The following is an 18,831-nucleotide window of genomic DNA, read 5'->3' as shown; positions in this document are numbered from 1 at the left end:
ACATCACGCTAACGGAGGGGTTCCGACCCCCATCTGTCGGTCAGCACTCCGATCGCGCCAAGCGCAACGGCAGCGGCCGTGGACGTGCGCAGGACCTGTGGTCCCAACAACACCGGTGCGGCGCCGGCCTCGACGAGTGCAGACACTTCCTCGTCCGACAATCCGCCCTCCGGCCCGACGACGAGCACCAACTCGGAGAGCCCCCGAAGTGGCAGTGCGGAGATCGCCGCGGTAGCAGACTCGTGCAATACGGCCACCTTTCCGCCCCGGGCGACCAGCTCCCGTACGAGCGACACCACATCCGCGGTCTTGTGCAGGTCGGCCACTTCGGGCACACGTGCCCGCCGGGACTGCTTCGCGGCAGCCTTCGCCACATTGCGCCAACGGGTGAGTGCCTTGGCGACCTTGGGCCCCTCCCAACGAGCCACACAACGAGCGGACTGCCAGGGCACGATCGCGTCGATACCCGCTTCCGTGGCGAGTTCCACTGCGAGTTCGGACCTTTCGGCCTTGGGAAGTGCTTGGACCAAGGTCACCGAAGGACTCGGTGCGGACACGGCCCGCCGCGAAACGATCGACAATTCCAATCGATCCTTGGCAGCGGCCATCACCTCGCAATCCGCGATCGCGCCGCGACCGTCCGACAACACCAGACGTTCGCCGACGCCGATTCGACGGACAGTGGCAGCATGGTGACCCTCGGGACCGTCGAGAACGGCCGTCTGCCCAGGTTCGGGAAGCGGATCGAGGTAGAAGACCGTGGCAGCCACGTCGCTAGCGTCCGCTGAAGGCTTCGCGGAGTCGCGAGAACAAACCGCCCGTGTGCTGAGACGACGTGGTGACGACCTCCGCCTCGTCTCGCGACCGCAATCCCTTCAGCTCGCGGAGGAGCCTGGCCTCCTTGCCGTCGAGCTTGGACGGCACGATCACCTCGAGATGCGCGTGGACGTCACCGCGGACTCCGGATCGCAGCTTGGGCATACCGAATCCGCGCAGCACGGTCACCGACTCCGGCTGAGTACCAGCCTCGACCTCGATCTCCTTGGGCCCGTCGATGATGGAGTCGAAGGTGATCTTGGTACCGAGTGCGGCGTCCACCATCGGAACTCGGACCGTGAAATGAAGGTCTTCACCGTCTCGCACGAACACCTCGTGCTGCTGCTCGATCACTTCGACGTAGAGATCGCCGGCGGGACCACCACCGGGACCGACCTCACCCTGAGCGGCGAGGCGAATCCGCATACCGCCGGCCACACCTGCCGGAACCTTCACCGTGATCTCACGGCGAGCACGGACACGTCCGTCGCCGGCACACTTGTGGCAGGGATCCGGGATCGTTTCGCCTGCGCCGCGGCACGTCGGGCACGGCCGCGACGTCATGACCTGACCGAGGAACGACCGCTGAACGGACTGGACCTCGCCTGCGCCGTTACACGTTTCGCAGCGGACCGGCTTGGAATCACCGTTCGTTCCCGAACCGGTACAGCTGTCACACAGAATCGCCGTCTCGACCGTGACGTGCTTGCTCACACCGGTCGCGCACTCCTCGAGAGTGAGTTTGGTTCGCAGCAATGAGTCGGCGCCCGGCTGCACGCGACCACGGGGACCACGTCCGGCTCCGCCGCCACCGCCGAAGAAGGCCTCGAACACGTCACCGAGGCCGCCGCCGAATCCGCCACCGAAGCCGGCACCCGCGCCACCACCACCGGAGGACAATGGATCACCGCCCAGGTCGACGATGCGTCGCTTCTCTGGGTCCGACAGCACCTCGTAGGCGGTGGAAATCTCCCGGAATCGTGCCTGAGCCGCCTCGTCGGGGTTCACGTCGGGATGTAGTTCCCGCGCAAGCTTGCGGTACGCGCGCTTGAGCTCTTGATCGGTCGCCTTCTGATCGACGCCGAGCGTTGCGTAGTAATCCCGTGCCACGTTGAGTCTCTCGTCCTTCTCTACTACTTCGTTCAGTCAAGATTCGTCCGGTGTCCACTCGGCCTTCGGCCGGGCAGGATTCACCGCTCGGCCAGTACCTCGCCGATGTACTTCGCAACGGCTGCCACCGACGCGATTGTTCCCGGATAGTCCATTCGAGTGGGCCCGAGCACACCCATGCCGCCCAGCACCGTGCCCGCAGCGCCGTAACCCGTCGAGATCACGGACGTACCGCGCATCTGCTCGACCTTGGTCTCCTCGCCGATCTGCACCGTGACCGTTCCTGCCTGTTGGGTGGCTGCCAGGAGCTTGAGAACGACGACCTGTTCCTCGAGTGCCTCGAGGACCGAGCGAAGCGATCCCGGGAAACCACTGATCCCCGGGAAATCTGCGGCGTTGCGGGTCAGGTTCGAGGTGCCACCCAGAACGAGTCGGTCTTCGGGGTGCTCCACGAGGGTTTCCACGAGCACCGTAGCGGACCTGATGACAGCATCACGCAGGTCGTCGGGTGTCTCCTCGGCCAGTTCGGACACCGCTATCGACGCGGCAGCGAGACGTTTACCTTCGAGTGCTCCACCCAGGAGTGTGCGCAACCGCACCAGGTCCACGTCGTCGATCACGTCACCCAGTTCGACGATGCGCTGGTCGACACGCCCCGAATCGGTGATCAGCACCAGCAGCAGACGAGCGGGCGTCAGTGCGACGACCTCCAGGTGACGCACCGAAGACGCCGACAACGTCGGGTACTGCACCACGGCGACCTGGCGGGTGAGTTGCGCCAGCAGCCGCACCCCGCGTCGAAGGACGTCGTCCAGGTCCACGCCGTTCTCGAGGAACTCGAGGATCGCGCGCCGTTCCGCCGGCGACAGCGGCTTCACGTCCGCGATCCGGTCCACGAACAGCCGGTACCCCTTGTCGGTGGGAACTCGCCCCGAACTGGTGTGAGGTTGCGCGATGTACCCCTCGCTCTCGAGGGCCGCCATGTCGTTGCGCACCGTCGCACTCGAGACACCGAGGTTGTGCCGCTCCACGAGCACTTTCGAGCCGACCGGCTCCTGGGTGGAGACGTAGTCCGCGACGATGGCGCGCAGCACCTCGAACCGACGATCGTCCGTACTCGACACGCTGACCACCTCCGTCCCTTCGATCCGAATCCACACACGACACCATGGGCGTCCGTGTCGCCTCCGCCCAGTCTAATCGCCTGGCGGCACACATCCCGGTGAGGCCTTACTGTGGTGACCGCTCCTCGCACCCGATGCGACCGAGCCACGACAGGTACATGCGGTTTCGGATTTCGACGAGTTTCAAAGGTGTTCGATGATCTTCAAGGGTGTTATCGACGGCAAGCCGTACCCCGAACACGGGCTCTCGCTGCGCGATTGGTCCAAGATCCCGCCGCGCCAGGTACGTCTCGACGAGATCGTGACGACCACGAAGGTGCTCGAACTGGACCGACTCCTCTCCGAGGACTCCACGTTCTATGGCGACCTCTTTCCGCATGCGGTGCAGTGGCGGGGGGTTCTGTATCTCGAGGACGGGCTCCATCGGGCCGTTCGCTCCGCTCTTCGAAACCGCATCGTGCTGCACGCACGGGTGTTCGACTACGACGAGATGCCGGGCGTCGTCACGGGTTGATGAGCGTCAGGCCAGAAGGGTCCTGACCACGGCGTCGGCGAGCAGGCGCCCACGATCGGTCAGCACGAAACTGTCCACGCCACGCGTGAGCAGGCCGTCCCGCATCAACTGGTCAGCGGCAGCGACCTCGCTGCGGTTCAGGTCCGCTACGGGAATCCCGGTCCGTAAGCGCGCGGTGAGCATCACCCGTTCCACATGAATGTCCGCGGCAGTCAGTTCCTCGCTCCCACCGACCGGCAAACGTCCGGTGGCAAGTTCGTCCGCATAACGTGCAGGATGCTTGACGTTCCACCAACGGACTCCACCGAGATGACTGTGGGCACCGGGCCCGAACCCCCACCAGTCGCCGCCGTCCCAGTACCCGAGGTTGTGTCGGCACACCGCGTCGACGCCTCGAGCCCAGTTGGACACTTCGTACCAGGTCAGACCCTCGCGGCCGAGTCGCTCGTCGATCATTTCGTAGCGAGAGGCCAGGACATCGTCGTCGGGCGACGGCAGCTCCCCACGCCTGACCTTTCGCGCCAGCGCGGTGCCATCCTCCACGATCAGCGCGTACGCGGACACGTGATCCACATCTGCCTCCGACACGGCGTCGAGGGATGCGGCGAGATCTTCGTCGCGTTCGCCGGGCGTTCCGTAGATGAGGTCGAGGTTGACGTGATCGAAGCCGGCAGCTCGCGCTTCCCGAGCCGCGGCCACGGCGCGACCCGGCGTGTGGGTCCGATCGAGAACCCGCAGGACGTGCTGCGCCGCGGATTGCATTCCGAGGGATACGCGAGTGAAGCCTCCAGCGAGAAGCTGATCGAAGAACCCGGGCGCCGTCGATTCCGGATTCGCTTCGGTCGTGACCTCGGTCGTACCAGTGAGCGGAAAGGACGAGCGCACCGCAGCAAGCACCTCCGCCAGACCGTCGCCGCCGAGAAGTGACGGCGTCCCGCCGCCGACGAACACGGTGTCCACGACGGGCGCGCCGGTAATCCCGGCCGCAGACGCAAGCTCCCGGCGCAAACCCTCCATCCACGACTCCGGCGAAGCGGATGTGCCCAGTTCACCGGCCGTGTAGGTGTTGAAATCGCAGTAGCCGCACCGCGTGGCACAGAAAGGGACGTGCACGTAGATTCCGAACGGTCGAGTGCCGATGTCTTCGACCGCCCATTCGGGTGGACGAAACTCGAGCGAGTGGGTGGTGCTGGCTACGTTCACACCAACCAGTCTCCCAGCCTCCGACTCCGTCGATGCACGCCCGTCCAGGCCCTCACATGTGACATTTCCCCCAAAAAAGGTGGAAATACGTCCCGCTCTTCGAGTAACCGACCTGACGTGGCACAATAGAGCCCATGACTGGTCCTGGAGTACGTCTCGTGGCACGACGTCACGTCGACCTCAAGCGTGTCTGCAGCTGTGCGTGTCGACGCATCGACGCGCAGTAGATCGGCGCAGCTCACCCCTTTCCGCCCGTCACGCTCTTCCCGACATCCGGCCGGACTTGGATGATCCGAGCGAGAACCAGCCCTTCCTCCTCGGCCCCGGACCGGTGCATCGTGAGATCCAGGAGTACTCCATGACGTCGACCACCGACGCCCCCGCTGCCACGTCTTCTGCCCGGACGCGGAGCGCCAAACCCGTCAAGCGCCGCGCCGAAGGCCAGTGGGCGCTCGGGTACCGAGAGCCACTCAACCCCAACGAGCAGTCCAAGAAGGACGACAACCCACTCAACGTTCGTCGCCGAATCCTCGACATCTACTCCAAGTCCGGATTCGACAGCATCGACAAAGGCGATCTGCGCGGCCGTTTTCGTTGGATGGGCCTGTACACCCAGCGCGAGCAGGGATACGACGGCACCTGGACCGGCGACGACAACGCCGACCTGCTCGAAGCCTCGTACTTCATGATGCGAATCCGCACGGACGGCGGCGAGCTGAACACCGAACAGGTCCGGACCATCGCGGGCATCTCGAAGGAGTTCGCGCGCGACACCGCCGACATCTCGGACCGCCAGAACATTCAGTTGCACTGGGTCGAGATCGAGAGCATCCCCGAGATCTGGCGCCGCCTCGAAGCCGTCGGCTTGCAGACAACCGAAGCGTGCGGCGACTGCCCTCGCGGCATGCTCGGATCCCCGCTTGCCGGCCTGTCCACCGACGAAGTGATCGACGCTCGCCCCGCGCTCGCGGAAATCAAGCGTCGCTACATCGGCAACCCCGAATACTCGAATCTTCCCCGCAAGTTCAAGACGGCGATCTCCGGCCTCCAGGACGTGGTGCACGAGATCAACGACGTGTCGTTCGTCGGGGTGAATCATCCCGAACACGGACCGGGATTCGACCTGTGGGTAGGTGGTGGTCTTTCGACCAACCCGATGCTCGCGAAGCGAACGGGTGCCTGGATTCCCCTCGAGGACGTCCCTGACGTGTGGGAAGGCGTCGTCGCAATCTTCCGCGACTACGGCTACCGGCGGCTGCGTTCGAAGGCGCGTCTGAAGTTCCTCATCAAGGACTGGGGCATCGAGAAGTTCCGCGAAGTCCTCGAGACCGAGTACTTGAAGCGTCCCCTGATAGATGGCCCGGCTCCCGTCGCGCCGACTCACCCGATCGATCATGTCGGTGTCACGACACTGAAGAACGGGCTCAATGCCGTCGGATTCTCTGCGGTATCCGGTCGTGTATCCGGCACTGTCCTCGACACCCTTGCCGACGCGATGGACAAGGCCGGCAGCAACTCCGTGCGATTGACGCCCTACCAAAAGCTCGTGGTGGTCGACGTCCCCGAGGACAAGATCGCCGGACTGGACACGGACCTCGAGGCAGTCGGTCTCACATCGCGGCCGTCTCGCTGGCGCCGCAACCTCATTGCGTGCACCGGCCTCGAGTACTGCAAGCTGTCCTTCACCGAAACACGAAGTCGGTCTCAGGCATTGGTTCCCGAGCTCGAGACGCGCCTCGAGGAACTCAACTCGCAGCTCGACGTTCCGATCACCATCAACATCAACGGCTGCCCGAACTCCTGCGCTCGCACGCAGGTCGCGGACATCGGATTCAAGGGAATGCTCGTCGACGACGGCGACGGCAACCATGTCGAGGGCTTCCAGGTCCACCTGGGCGGCAGCCTCGGATTCGACAATGCGTTCGGTCGCAAATTGCGGCAGCACAAGGTTCTCGGCGACGAGGTCACCGACTACGTGGAGCGCCTCGTGCGCAATTTCATCAAGAACAAGGACGACGGCGAACGTTTCGCGCAGTGGGTCGTCCGCGCAGACGAGGAGGATTTGCGATGACGGGCCTCGCGGTCGCAACTCAGGACGAGTTGCGCGCACTCGCCGAACGCGGCGCAGAAGAAATGGCAGATGCTTCGGCACAGGAGTTGCTGCGATGGACCGAGGAGAACTTCGGCTCCCGAGCCGCCGGAACCGCTGACGACCGCAGCGGTTACATCGTGGCGTCCAACATGCAGGACGGCGTGCTCGTCCACCTCGCCGCCCAGGTTCGTCCGGGTGTCGACGTGCTCTTCCTCGACACCGGCTACCACTTCGCCGAGACCCTCGGCACCAGGGACGCGGTCGAGCAGGTGTACGGCGTGAACATCATCAACGCCCGCGCCGAGAGCAGTGTCGCGGAACAGGATGCGGCCGAGGGCAAGGACCTCTTCGCGCGTGACCCCAACCGATGCTGCGCGCTCCGAAAGGTCGCGCCGTTGAAAAAGACCCTGAGCGGCTACCAGGCATGGGTCACCGGCATTCGCCGGGTAGAGGCGCCCACGCGCGCCAACGCTCCGCTGATCTCGTTCGACGACGCATTCGGGCTGGTAAAGATCAATCCGGTAGCTGCGTGGTCGGACGAGGACATGCAGACCTACATCGACGAGCATTCCATTCTCGTCAATCCCCTCGTCGACGAAGGTTATCCGTCCATTGGGTGCGCACCGTGCACCAGCAAGCCTGCCCCCGGCAGCGATCCACGCAGCGGTCGCTGGGCCGGTCGGGCCAAGACAGAATGCGGGTTGCACGCCTCATGACAATCGACAGCACCCTCACCGAACTCGCCGACCGTCCGCGATTGGACGGCGGCCAGTTCGACACACTCGACGCCCTCGAATCCGAGGCGATCCACATCTTCCGTGAGGTCGCCGGCGAGTTCGAGCGTCCCGTCATCCTGTTCTCCGGCGGCAAGGACTCCACTGTTCTGCTGCACCTTGCGATCAAGGCTTTCTGGCCTGCCCCGCTGCCTTTCGCGCTGTTACACGTCGACACCGGACACAACCTCCAGGAAGTACTCGACTTCCGCGATCACGTCGTCGAGAAGTACAACCTGCGACTGCACGTCGCCAAGGTCGAGGACTACATCGCGGACGGTCGACTCACGGAGCGTCCGGACGGAATCCGCAACCCACTCCAGACCGTGCCGCTACTCGACGCGATCTCCGAGAACCGGTTCGATGCAGTATTCGGCGGCGCGCGACGCGACGAGGAGCGGGCCCGGGCGAAGGAGCGGATCTTCTCGCTGCGCAACGCATTCGGCCAATGGGATCCCAAGAAGCAGCGCCCAGAGCTGTGGAATCTGTACAACGGCAAGCACTCCCCCGGTGAGCAGGTGCGGGTCTTCCCGCTCAGCAACTTCACCGAACTCGACATCTGGCGCTACATCGCCCGCGAGGACGTGGAGCTGGCAAGCATCTATTACGCCCACCAGCGCGCCGTGTACCAGCGGGACGGCATGTGGATGACCCCCGGGGTGTGGGGTGGTCCGGCCGAGGGCGAGGAGCTGCAGAACCTGTCCGTGCGTTATCGCACGGTCGGCGACGGCTCGACCACGGGCGCTGTGCTGTCCGATGCTGGCGACAACGCGGCGATCCTCGCCGAGGTTGCCGCGTCGCGCCTCACCGAACGCGGTGCCACTCGCGGCGACGACCGAGTTTCCGAAGCAGCCATGGAAGACCGCAAGCGAGAGGGCTACTTCTGATCATGAGCCGAACGAACGCACAGATCCCCGAGGGCACTCAGCTGCTCCGCCTGGCCACCGCCGGAAGTGTCGACGACGGAAAGTCGACGCTCGTCGGCCGGCTTCTCTATGATACGAAGTCGGTGCTGGCCGACCAGATCGACGCCGTGACACGGGCGTCCGTGGATCGAGGACTCGACACCCCTGATCTCTCCCTCCTCGTCGACGGCCTCCGCGCCGAGCGGGAGCAGGGCATCACCATCGACGTCGCGTACCGGTACTTCGCGACGCCGAACAGGACTTTCGTCCTGGCCGACACACCGGGTCACGTGCAGTACACCCGCAACACGGTGTCGGGAGCGTCGACCGCGCAGTTGGTGATCCTTCTCGTCGACGCACGCAAGGGCGTCATCTCCCAGACACGCAAGCACGCCGCGGTGTTGGCACTGCTCGGTGTGCCGAAGCTCGTTCTCGCAGTGAACAAGATCGACCTGGTCGAGGATCCGGAAACGGTGTTCCGCGACATCTCGGCCGAGTTCAACTCGCTGACTCGTTCGCTGGGCTGGGACGCCGAGGACGTTCTCGAGATCCCGGTGTCCGCGCTGCACGGCGACAACGTGGCGGTGCGTTCCACGAACACCCCGTACTACGACGGCCCGACGCTCATCGAGCACCTCGAATCCGTTCCCGTCGACGCCGAACCGCATCGAGTCGGACTGCGCTTCCCCGTGCAGTACGTGATCCGGCCTCGCACCGCCGAGTTCCCGGATTACCGCGGCTACGCCGGTCAGGTCGCGGCAGGCGAGGTCTCCCCCGGCGACGAGGTAGTCGTGATGCCCTCGGGCGTGCGCACCACCGTCTCCCGGATCGACACCGCGGACGGCGAACTCGACTCCGCCCACGCGGGCCGGAGCGTGACCCTGGTACTCGCCGACGACGTCGATGTCTCGCGCGGCGACACCATCACCTCCGTCGTCGATGCGCCGGAACCGATCGGTGAGTTCGACGCCACCGTGTGCTGGCTGGCTGAGAAGCCTCTGCAGCCGGGCGCACGTCTGCTCCTCAAGCACGGAACCCGCACCACACAGGCCATCATCGGTGGACTGGTCGAACGCTTCGACGAGCAAACCCTGACGTCCACGCAGAGTCCGGAGTCGTTGGAGCTCAACGAGATCGGCAAGATCTCGGTGCGTGTGGCCGAGCCGATCGTTGCGGACGATTACAACGTCAACCGCCACACCGGCAGCTTCCTGCTCATCGACCCCGCCGGTGGCAACACCCTCGCGGCGGGCCTCGTGGGAGACGCGATCGCTGCGGTCGAACTCGGCGAAACCGCCTCCGTCTGAGCGGACGCAGTATCCGTATGACACCACTCGTCGCCGTCGCTCACGGTAGCCGCGACCCCCGCAGTGCGCGGATGGTGGCGGCTGCCGTCGCGGCGATTCGTGACCGCCGTCCCGATCTGGACGTGCGGTTGTGCTTTCTCGATCTCAATGCACCTTCTGTCGAACAGGTTCTCGACGCAATCGCGGTGGAAGGTCACGAGAGCGCAGTCGTAGTGCCTCTCCTCCTGGGCAGTGCATTCCATGCGCGCGTGGACCTGCCGGCCATCCTCGACCGCGTCCGGGTGCGGCATCCGGAACTGACCGTGGTCCAGTCGGATGTTCTGGGCGGTGACGTGCGTCTGCTCGGGGCCGTACGTGACCGGGTCGTCCAGTCAGGATTTTCCACATCCGACAGCACCCTCGGTGTAGCTTTCGCCGCGGTGGGTTCGTCCGACGAACACGCCAACGCACTCACCCGAAGCCTCGGCGAATCGTTTGCCGTCGAAACCGACTGGATGGTCGAAACCTGTTTCGCCACGGCGGCCGAACCCGGTGTCGGCGGCGCGATCGAGCGGTTACGTGCGACGGGCGCCGAGCGCGTCGTCGTAGCCCCGTGGTTCCTCGCACCCGGTCTGCTCACGGACCGCCTCGGCCACGCCGCCGAAGTGGTCGCTCCCGACACCGTCTTCGCTGCCCCGATCGGCCCCCACCACGCTCTGGTCGACCTGGTGTTGGAGCGCTTTGCCGGATCGGCACCCCTCGTCGCGCCGAATATCACCCTGTCGGCCTAGCTCGTCTTCGTCTCCACTAGCGCGGACCTTCCAATCTGGCCCAGACTGGAAGCAAGGCTAGGAGATGATCATGACCACAGCACCGATTCGACACGGAATCGTGGCGGGCATCGACGGATCCGACAACGCCGTGGATGCGGCACGCTGGGCTGTTTCCGCCGCCGCCCGTTTCGGCGAGCCCGTCTATCTCACCCATGTCGTCCGCGGGCACAAGGATCTCGAAGCCCTCGGTGACGGCGAGGTCCCCACCAGGGATACGTACCCGGACAGTCATGCCCTCCTCGATGCCGCCGAGCACGCCGTTCGGGACGGGCAGTCCGACCTCGTCATCGAGCGTCGCATCCGTCCCGGTCCTCCGGCGAAAGCACTGGTCGACCTGTCGCGCACAGCACGCATGCTCGTACTCGGTCCGGCAGAGACCACCGAAATGCAGTCGGTGTTCGTCGGCTCGAACGTCGTACGGGTAGCGAACCATGCGAAATGCCCGGTCGTGGTGTGGCGTGGCCCGGTGATACCCGCCGGCACCGACGAGCGACCGATAGTGGTCGGAGTCGACGGGAGCGACCTCAGCAACCTGGCCGTCTCACACGCATTCGAGTTCGCTTCGTTCTTCGACGCTCCGCTCGTTGCGGTTCACACGTGGTCCGAACACTCTTCGCTCGGCGGGTACTCCGAGGCCAGGCGATTCACCGACTGGGCTCCCCACGAGGAACACGAGAACGTCGTTCTCGCCGAGGCACTCGCAGGGTGGTGCGAGAAGTACCCCGACGTGTCGGTGACACGCAGTGTTCAGCGCGGCGGGCCCATGAAGGTCCTGCTCGAGCATTCCGCAGAAGCCCGCATGGTGGTGGTGGGCAGCCACGGCCGCAATCCGTTCATGGCGTCCGTGGTCGGGTCGACGAGCCAGGCACTCATACACCGCGCCTGGTGCCCCATCCTGATCTGCCGCGAGGGCTGAACGCGATCCGCTTCGTCTCCGATCGTGTTACGTCTGCGCGGGCACCGCTGTCTCGGGGAGTTGAGGCGTCCTGGTCGCCCGTGCGTAGACCGTCTCGCCTTCCTTCAGTTGCAGTGCCTCACTGTCGCCTCGGGTCACCTGAGCGGAGAACAGTTCACCGGTGGCCTCGTTCTTCAGATCGACCCGTACCTCGAATCCGAGATGCACGACGCGCTGAACGGTGGCCCGCGTGATCCCCAAGGACTCTGCGGTTCCCGACGCCTGCGCCGACGCGAGTCCGCTGTCGCGGCCGAGACGGATATCGTGCGGCCGGACCAACTGTCCGTTCAGCTTCGCGACCGAACCGAGGAACGACATGACGAAATCGTTGGAAGGCCGGTCGTAGAGATCCTCGGGCACCCCGACCTGCTCGATCCGACCGCGGTTCATGACCGCGATTCGGTCGGCAACATCGAGTGCTTCCTCCTGATCGTGGGTGACGAGCACCGTGGTGACGTGAACTTCGTCGTGAAGGCGACGCAGCCATGTCCGTAGGTCGGTCCGCACCTTGGCATCGAGTGCGCCGAACGGCTCGTCCAGCAACAGCACCTGCGGATCCACTGCCAGCGCCCGCGCAAGGGCCATCCGCTGTCGCTGGCCACCCGACAACTGGGCGGGGTAACGATGCTGGAAGCCGTCGAGGCCGACGATCTCCAGAAGTTCGTCGACCCGCTTCGCGATCTCCGGCTTCGGCCGCTTGCGGATCTTCAGCCCGAACGCAACGTTGTCGCGCACCGTCATGTGCTTGAACGCGGCATAGTGCTGGAACACGAAGCCGATGTCACGCTTCTGCGGTGCCACACCGGTGACGTCGTTGCCACCGATGGTGACCACGCCGGTGTCGAGATTCTCCAGGCCGGCGATCGCACGCAACAGGGTCGACTTGCCGGAACCGCTCGGTCCGAGGAGTGCCGTGAGGCTTCCTGCCGGAATGTCGATGGTCACGTCGTCGAGCGCCGCGAAGTCTCCGTAGTTCTTGCTCGCTCCGGTGACGGTGATCATGTCGTGCTCCTCTTCCGGTCGAGCAAGGTCATCAACAGCAGGGTGATCAGGGCAATTCCCATGAGCAACGTTGCCGCACAATATGCCCCGAACGTGTTGTGGTCGTCTATGTAGCGGGCGTGGACGAGCAGCGTGAGAGTCTGCGAGACACCCGGGAACCCCGACGACACCATGATCACGGCGCCGAATTCGCCGAGGGATCGCGCGACCGTGAGCACCACCCCGTAGGTGAGACCCCATCGAATGGCCGGCAGAGTCACCAGCCAGAACGTCTGCCACTTCGAGGCGCCGAGCGTCGCAGCCGCCTGTTCCTGTTCGTCACCGATCTCGTGCAGGACGGGTTCGACCTCACGTACGACGAACGGCAACGTCACGAAGATCGTTGCGATGACCATCCCCGGCAACCCGAAGATGACCTGAAATCCGAGCGATTCGAGCCCACCGAACCAGCCGTTCACACCCCATAACAGGATGAGCGAAACTCCCACCACGATCGGCGAGACCGCGAAGGGTAGGTCGACGACTGCCTGGATCATGCCGCGGCCCGGAAACCGGCCGCGGACCAACGCCAAGGCGGTGACTACTCCGAACACGACGTTGCTCGGCACCACGATCGCCACGATGATCAGTGAGAGATTCAGGGCGGAGATGGCGGCAGGCGTACTGATCGATTCGACGAACGCCCCGATACCGTTCTCGAAGGTGCGAAACAGGATGACCAGAATCGGCACCAGCAGCAGCCCGAACAGATACAGCAGTGCGACTGTCCGAAGTGCCAGCCGCGTCGACTTCGACGTCTTCACGAGGCCTGTTCCTGTCGTCTGGTGTTCCGGCTTGCAAGGACTCGCAGCACGCACAGGGTGACGAACGCGATCGCCAGCAATGCCACCGAGACAGCGGCGGCATTCACAGGACGGTCGATCTCGATCTGTTGCTGGATGTACTGCGAAGCCACTTGGGTCTCGCGCGGAATGTTGCCGCCGATGAGCACGACGGACCCGTACTCTCCGATGGCTCTGGCAAAGGCCAGACCGGCCCCACCGAGGATCGCGGGAGCCAGTGTCGGGAGGACGACGAGACGGAAGATCGTCAGGTTGTCCGCACCCAGCGAGGCCGCCGCCTCCTCCACATCTCGGTCCAGTTCGATGAGGACCGGCTGAACCGACCGAACCACGAAGGGCAGTGTCACGAAGGCGAGCGCGACGACGAGCCCGGGCTGAGTTGCGTTGAGCTGGATGTCGATCGGGCTGTCCGGTCCGTACAACGACAGCAGCACGATGCTCGCCACGATCGTGGGCAGAGCGAACGGCAGATCGATCAGGGCGTTGACGATCCTCTTACCGGGAAACTCGTCACGCACCAGAACCCAGGCGATCAATGTTCCCATGAAGACATTGATCACCGCGACGACGGCAGAAACCAGAACCGTAATTCGCAGCGATGCAAGAGCAACAGGTGAGGTCACCGCGTCGACGAACCCGCCGACCCCTTCCTCGAACGAGGCCACGGTGAGCGCGGCCAACGGCAGAAGCACGATGACACTCAGCCATAACGTCGCAATCCCGATCCCGACCGGCCCCACCGTTCCGGTGACCCGCGCCAGCTTCTTGCGCTTCGGACGGGAGTCGGCCTTCGCGACGCCGTCAGCTTCTCGAACCGTCACGACTTCGTCACTCGGTCGCGCCGTCGTAGATCACAGCGATGGATCCGACGTCCTTCTGGAACAGTGAACCGTCCACAGCGGACCAGCCACCGAGATCGGCGATCGTGTAGAGCTTCTCGGGTTCGGGAAACTTGTCCGCGAACTGCTTCGCCACCTCGGGGTCGACCGGGCGGAATCCGGCCTCGCCCCACAGCCGCTGGCCTTCGGTCGTGTAGAGGAAGTCCTTGAACGCGGTCGCGGCCTCCAGGTGCGAGCTGTTCTGCAGAACAGCTACCGGGTTCTCGATCTTGAACGTCTTTGCAGGAGTGACATGTTCGACGGGGTCGCCGTTCTCTTCGATGAACAGAGCCTCGTTCTCGTAGCTGAGCAGAACGTCGCCGGACCCCTGCAGGAAGGATTCGGTGGCTTCACGGCCGGACTTCGGCTGGATCCGAACATGGTCGTCGACCAACTGCTTCACGTAGTCGAGGCCGGCCTGTTCGTTCTTGCCGCCATCACTCTTGGCGGCGTAGGGCGCCAGCAGATTCCACTTCGCCGATCCGGAACTGAAGGGGTTGGGAGTGACGACCTCCACGCCCGGCTTCAGGAGATCGTCCCAGTCCTGGATTCCCTTCGGGTTGCCATCACGGACCACCATGGTCACGACGGAACCGAAGGGCACGCCGCCGTAGGCGTCCTCGTTCCAATCTTCGGCGACCAGTCCGGCGTCGACGAGCCGGGTGATGTCCGGCTCGACGGAGAAGTTGACGAAATCTGCTGCCGCGCCGTCCTTCACCTTCCTCGACTGATCACCGGAAGCGCTGTAGGACTGCTGGAACTGTACGTTCTCCCCCGCCTCCGTTTCCTGGAATGCAGGAATCAGCTTGTCGAATCCGACCTTGGGAACGGCGTATGCGAAGAGGCTGATGCTTCCGCCGCTACCGTCGCCACCTCCTTCGGAATCAGCACCCACCGTGTCACTGGAGCCGCCACTGCAGGCACTCAGCGTCACCGCGCTCACTGCTGACAATGCGGTGATCAACAGACGAGAACGTCGTCTCATTTCAGGATGCCTTTCGGAGGGGCCGCGGGTGCAGCCGTCGCAACTGATGAAGGGAGGCCGAACGAGTGCGTGGTGAGGAGGCGACCGTCGACGGGTTCAGCGGAGAACACGCGAATGAACCCGGAGGGATCGGGAGTGGCTACCTTCGATCGGTCGAAACCGAAGCGAGGTGTTCAGCTCACCACGAGAGGAGGCATCAACAGGCGATGTCTGCGACGGCCAACATGCCGACCGCGATCAACGCCAATTCGTGGCGGACCTGGTGAGCGGTGGTGTTGGACACGTCGGTGACTTTAGCAGAGCTGTACCAAGTGTCCGAATCTAGATCAGAGCGTCAGTAGCCAAGCAACCACGACGAGGATCAAGAGACCGATCAGCGCCAGTGTGACTCGTGAGCGCGGCATCTAGCGATCCTCCGTTTTCGACGCGTCCCGACGCAGCAGTACGAATACCGCAGCAAGGCCGCGATCCAGTAGCCAGGCGATTCCACGGCACAACGGCACCGCGACCAACAGTACGAGTGCCACCTGCGGTACGAACGGCAGACCGGCGACCCACAGTTCGAAGCCGTCCCACCACCCGGCGGTTCTTTCCATCAGGCCAGCCTATCGAAACCGGCCGAGCAACCCGTCGGCCCGTTCCCCGATCTCGCGGATAACGTCGCCTGCAGGCCGGGAAGAGCGGACGACGCCGGCGGCTTCACCGGCATAGACGACACCGAGATTCGGGTCGGCCGGATCATAGGCCTGCGCAAGTTCCGACTCTGTGGCATCCCTTCCGTGCCACATAGACGTGAAATCGTTCGTCAGTGCGCGACCACCCCACCGGGCCGGCCACGCCTGACTGCGCGCCTGATCGAAGACCGAGGTGTAGACGGTGTCGGCGCTACCCGCTGCCACCACGCGATCGCGCGCATAGTCGGGTCCCGCCGTCTCCGGACTGGCGAGAAGGGCGGTGCCGACAAGCGCGCCCTCCGCACCGGCGGCCAGAACAGCAGCAAGGCCGCGGCCGGTCGCGATACCACCTGCTGCGAGGACCGGAAGAGTCGTAGCCTCGAGAACTTCCTGCAGGAGCGGCAACGTCGCGATGCGACCGGTGTGGCCGCCCGCTTCCCCACCCTGTGCGACCACGACATCGACACCCGCAGCCTCGACGACTCGGAGGTCCTCGAGCGTATTGATCTGCGACATCACGAGAGCGCCGCTGTCGTGGACCCGCGAGACGTACGGTGCGGGGTCACCGAACGACAACGACACCACTCTGGGGCGCTGTTCGAGAGTTGCACTCAATAACGAATCGTCGTCGTCCAAGGCCCAGGTCATCAACCCGATACCAAAGGTGTCACCGCCGATCCCCCGTGCCGTCGCGACCTCCGTGGCCACCCACTCGGGTGTCGCGTACCGGGCCGCACCGAGGAGTCCGATTCCCCCGGCCTTCGACACCTCACCCGTCAGGCGGCCACCGGCCCTGCCGCCCATGGGAGCACCGACGATCGGAAACTCGATTCCCAGGGTTCGGGTCAGCCAGGTGTCGATCGCCATGATGTTCCCTCTCTTCGGGGTTTCGTGTCGGCCGGCGTGCGCGTGAGCACCTACTTCTTGGACTTCTCCGGCGCGTCGTCGGAGGAGAGCGCCGCCACGAAGGCCTCCTGCGGAACCTCGACCCGTCCGATCGTCTTCATCCGCTTCTTGCCCTCCTTCTGCTTCTCCAGCAGCTTTCGCTTACGACTGATGTCACCGCCGTAGCACTTGGCGAGAACGTCCTTCCGGATCGCTCGAATGTTCTCGCGCGAGATGATCTTCGAACCGATCGCGGCCTGGATCGGAACCTCGAACTGCTGACGCGGGATCAGCTCCCTCAGCTTCGATGTCATCTTGCCGCCGTAGGTGCCGGCGGCCGTCCGGTGCACGATCGACGAGAACGCATCGACCGCCTCGCCCTGCAACAGAATGTCGACCTTGACGAGGTCGGCCTGCTGTTCTCCGGCTTCCTCGTAGTCGAGGCTCGCATACCCCTTGGTGCGAGACTTCAACGCATCGAAGAAGTCGAACATGATCTCGCCCATCGGAATCGTGTAGCGAAGCTCGACGCGGCTTTCCGACAGGTAGTCCATCCCCCCGAGGTCGCCACGTCGGCTCTGACACAGCTCCATGATCGCGCCGATGAACTCGCTGGGGGCGATCACCGTGCACTTGACCATCGGCTCGTACACCTCGCGCACCTTGCCCTCCGGCCAGTACGAAGGGTTGGTCACGGTGTGTTCGACGCCGTCCTCCATCACCACGCGGTACACCACGTTGGGTGAGGTCGATATGAGGTCCAGGCCGAATTCGCGCTCGAGCCGGTCGCGCGTGATCTCCATGTGCAGAAGGCCGAGGAAGCCGCAGCGGAAGCCGAACCCGAGAGCGACGGATGTCTCCGGCTCGTAGGCGAGTGCGGCATCGTTCAGGCGAAGCTTGTCCAGGGCATCACGCAGTACCGGATAGTCGGAGCCGTCGAGCGGATAGAGACCCGAGTACACCATCGGTTTCGGATCCCGGTAGCCGACGAGCGGCTCTTCCGCGCCACCACGAGCTGCGGTCACCGTGTCACCGACTCGGGATTGACGGACGTCCTTCACACCCGTGATCAGATATCCGACCTCACCGACACCGAGTCCGGCGCTGGCCTTCGGCTCCGGCGAGATGATGCCGACCTCGATCAGGTCGTGGGTGGCGCCGGTGGACATCATCGTGATCTTCTCGCGCGGCGAGATACGACCGTCGACGACACGCACGTAGGTGACGACACCGCGGTAGGCGTCGTACACGGAATCGAAAATCATGGCTCGCGCCGGACCGTCCGCGTTGCCGACGGGGGCGGGCACCTGCTTCACCACCTCGTCGAGCAGTTCCGACACCCCGACGCCGGTCTTGCCCGACACCCGCAGCACGTCACCTGGCTCACAACCCGTGATGTGCGCGATCTCTTCCGCGTAGCGGTCCGGGTCGGCGGCGGGGAGATCGATCTTGTTGAGCACCGGGATGATCGTGAGGTCCTTCTCCATCGCCAGATACAGGTTGGCGAGCGTCTGCGCCTCGATCCCCTGTGCGGCGTCGACGAGGAGAACCGCGCCTTCACATGCCTCGAGCGCGCGAGAGACCTCGTAGGTGAAGTCGACGTGCCCCGGCGTGTCGATCAGGTGCATGACGAACTCTTCGTCGTTCACGGTCCACGGCAAGCGAACGTTCTGCGCCTTGATGGTGATTCCGCGCTCGCGCTCGATGTCCATGCGATCCAGATACTGCGCGCGCATCTGCCGTTCCTCCACCACCCCGGTGAGCTGGAGCATGCGGTCGGCCAACGTCGACTTGCCGTGGTCGATGTGGGCGATGATGCAGAAGTTCCGGATCTGCGCAGGATCCGTGAACGTCTTGTCTGCGAAGCTGCTGATGGGGAACCCCTTACCTGGACCGGCACCGACCCGGATTCGGGTCAACTGTCACCAGTCAGGATATCCAAGGTGAACCCCCA

Annotated in this window: 19 protein-coding genes; 7 read left to right on the top strand and 12 right to left on the bottom strand. The window is 64.4% G+C overall.

What is annotated here, in order from left to right; all coding sequences use genetic code 11:
* Positions 1–8: 8 nt before the first annotated feature.
* From ACFWO3_RS12265 to hrcA, 3 genes are all read right to left on the bottom strand, one after another.
* Positions 9–770 carry a 16S rRNA (uracil(1498)-N(3))-methyltransferase gene (locus ACFWO3_RS12265; RefSeq protein WP_378577649.1) on the bottom strand — a complete coding sequence of 254 codons (762 nt, stop codon included), beginning with the start codon at positions 768–770 and terminating at the stop codon, positions 9–11.
* A gap of 4 nt (positions 771–774) precedes the next feature.
* Positions 775–1,926 carry a molecular chaperone DnaJ gene (gene dnaJ / locus ACFWO3_RS12260; RefSeq protein ID WP_378577647.1) on the bottom strand — a complete coding sequence of 384 codons (1,152 nt, stop codon included), beginning with the start codon at positions 1,924–1,926 and terminating at the stop codon, positions 775–777.
* A gap of 80 nt (positions 1,927–2,006) precedes the next feature.
* Entirely contained in the window at positions 2,007–3,050 is a 1,044-nt protein-coding gene (gene hrcA / locus ACFWO3_RS12255; RefSeq protein ID WP_378577645.1) for a heat-inducible transcriptional repressor HrcA, read from the bottom strand.
* Between the two features lie 196 nt (positions 3,051–3,246).
* Here hrcA and ACFWO3_RS12250 point away from each other — a divergent pair, with 196 nt between their 5' ends.
* Complete coding sequence (locus ACFWO3_RS12250) at positions 3,247–3,564, top strand: type II toxin-antitoxin system VapB family antitoxin (protein WP_378577642.1); 318 nt, start codon at positions 3,247–3,249, stop codon at positions 3,562–3,564.
* A 6-nt stretch (positions 3,565–3,570) separates the two neighbouring features.
* Here ACFWO3_RS12250 and hemW read toward each other — a convergent pair whose 3' ends face one another.
* Positions 3,571–4,767 (bottom strand): radical SAM family heme chaperone HemW, encoded by a 1,197-nt coding sequence (gene hemW, locus ACFWO3_RS12245; RefSeq protein WP_378577640.1) that lies wholly within the window; start codon positions 4,765–4,767, stop codon positions 3,571–3,573.
* A 358-nt stretch (positions 4,768–5,125) separates the two neighbouring features.
* On the opposite strand from hemW, the gene ACFWO3_RS12240 reads away from it, so the two are divergent.
* From ACFWO3_RS12240 to ACFWO3_RS12215, 6 genes are all read left to right on the top strand, one after another.
* Complete coding sequence (locus tag ACFWO3_RS12240) at positions 5,126–6,838, top strand: nitrite/sulfite reductase (protein WP_378577638.1); 1,713 nt, start codon at positions 5,126–5,128, stop codon at positions 6,836–6,838.
* Positions 6,835–7,575, top strand: a complete 741-nt coding sequence (locus ACFWO3_RS12235) for a phosphoadenylyl-sulfate reductase (protein ID WP_378577636.1) — start codon at positions 6,835–6,837, stop codon at positions 7,573–7,575. Before ACFWO3_RS12240 ends, ACFWO3_RS12235 begins: the two co-directional genes overlap by 4 nt.
* Entirely contained in the window at positions 7,572–8,519 is a 948-nt protein-coding gene (cysD, locus tag ACFWO3_RS12230) for a sulfate adenylyltransferase subunit CysD (protein ID WP_378577634.1), read from the top strand. The genes ACFWO3_RS12235 and cysD overlap by 4 nt, the downstream gene beginning before the upstream one ends.
* A gap of 2 nt (positions 8,520–8,521) precedes the next feature.
* Positions 8,522–9,844 carry a sulfate adenylyltransferase subunit 1 gene (locus ACFWO3_RS12225; protein ID WP_378577632.1) on the top strand — a complete coding sequence of 441 codons (1,323 nt, stop codon included), beginning with the start codon at positions 8,522–8,524 and terminating at the stop codon, positions 9,842–9,844.
* Positions 9,845–9,861: 17 nt separating this feature from the next.
* Positions 9,862–10,614 (top strand): sirohydrochlorin chelatase, encoded by a 753-nt coding sequence (locus ACFWO3_RS12220; protein WP_378577630.1) that lies wholly within the window; start codon positions 9,862–9,864, stop codon positions 10,612–10,614.
* Between the two features lie 70 nt (positions 10,615–10,684).
* On the top strand, positions 10,685–11,572 hold the full coding sequence (locus ACFWO3_RS12215) for a universal stress protein (protein ID WP_378577628.1): 888 nt from the start codon (positions 10,685–10,687) through the stop codon (positions 11,570–11,572).
* A gap of 27 nt (positions 11,573–11,599) precedes the next feature.
* On the opposite strand, the gene ACFWO3_RS12210 is transcribed toward ACFWO3_RS12215, so the two are convergent.
* From ACFWO3_RS12210 to lepA, 8 genes are all read right to left on the bottom strand, one after another.
* Positions 11,600–12,613, bottom strand: coding sequence for a sulfate/molybdate ABC transporter ATP-binding protein (locus ACFWO3_RS12210; RefSeq protein WP_378577626.1), 1,014 nt, complete (start codon positions 12,611–12,613; stop codon positions 11,600–11,602).
* Positions 12,610–13,416: a sulfate ABC transporter permease subunit CysW gene (cysW, locus tag ACFWO3_RS12205; RefSeq protein WP_378577625.1), complete on the bottom strand. Its 807-nt coding sequence runs from the start codon at positions 13,414–13,416 to the stop codon at positions 12,610–12,612. The genes ACFWO3_RS12210 and cysW overlap by 4 nt, the downstream gene beginning before the upstream one ends.
* Positions 13,413–14,216: a sulfate ABC transporter permease subunit CysT gene (gene cysT / locus ACFWO3_RS12200; protein ID WP_378577861.1), complete on the bottom strand. Its 804-nt coding sequence runs from the start codon at positions 14,214–14,216 to the stop codon at positions 13,413–13,415. Before cysT ends, cysW begins: the two co-directional genes overlap by 4 nt.
* Positions 14,217–14,283: 67 nt before the next feature.
* Positions 14,284–15,318 carry a sulfate ABC transporter substrate-binding protein gene (locus ACFWO3_RS12195; protein WP_378577624.1) on the bottom strand — a complete coding sequence of 345 codons (1,035 nt, stop codon included), beginning with the start codon at positions 15,316–15,318 and terminating at the stop codon, positions 14,284–14,286.
* 196 nt (positions 15,319–15,514) lie between these two features.
* Complete coding sequence (locus tag ACFWO3_RS12190; RefSeq protein ID WP_378577859.1) at positions 15,515–15,601, bottom strand: Ms4533A family Cys-rich leader peptide; 87 nt, start codon at positions 15,599–15,601, stop codon at positions 15,515–15,517.
* Positions 15,602–15,722: 121 nt separating this feature from the next.
* Complete coding sequence (locus ACFWO3_RS12185) at positions 15,723–15,914, bottom strand: hypothetical protein (RefSeq protein WP_378577622.1); 192 nt, start codon at positions 15,912–15,914, stop codon at positions 15,723–15,725.
* A 9-nt stretch (positions 15,915–15,923) separates the two neighbouring features.
* Positions 15,924–16,859, bottom strand: coding sequence for an NAD(P)H-dependent flavin oxidoreductase (locus ACFWO3_RS12180; RefSeq protein WP_378577620.1), 936 nt, complete (start codon positions 16,857–16,859; stop codon positions 15,924–15,926).
* A gap of 50 nt (positions 16,860–16,909) precedes the next feature.
* Positions 16,910–18,796 carry a translation elongation factor 4 gene (gene lepA, locus ACFWO3_RS12175; protein WP_378577618.1) on the bottom strand — a complete coding sequence of 629 codons (1,887 nt, stop codon included), beginning with the start codon at positions 18,794–18,796 and terminating at the stop codon, positions 16,910–16,912.
* Positions 18,797–18,831 lie beyond the last annotated feature (35 nt).

Source organism: Rhodococcus sp. NPDC058521 (assembly GCF_042719695.1).
GTDB lineage: Bacteria > Actinomycetota > Actinomycetes > Mycobacteriales > Mycobacteriaceae > Rhodococcus_F.
The sequence above is the reverse complement of the archived record's forward strand: the minus strand, read 5'-3'. Positions and strand labels throughout refer to the sequence as shown.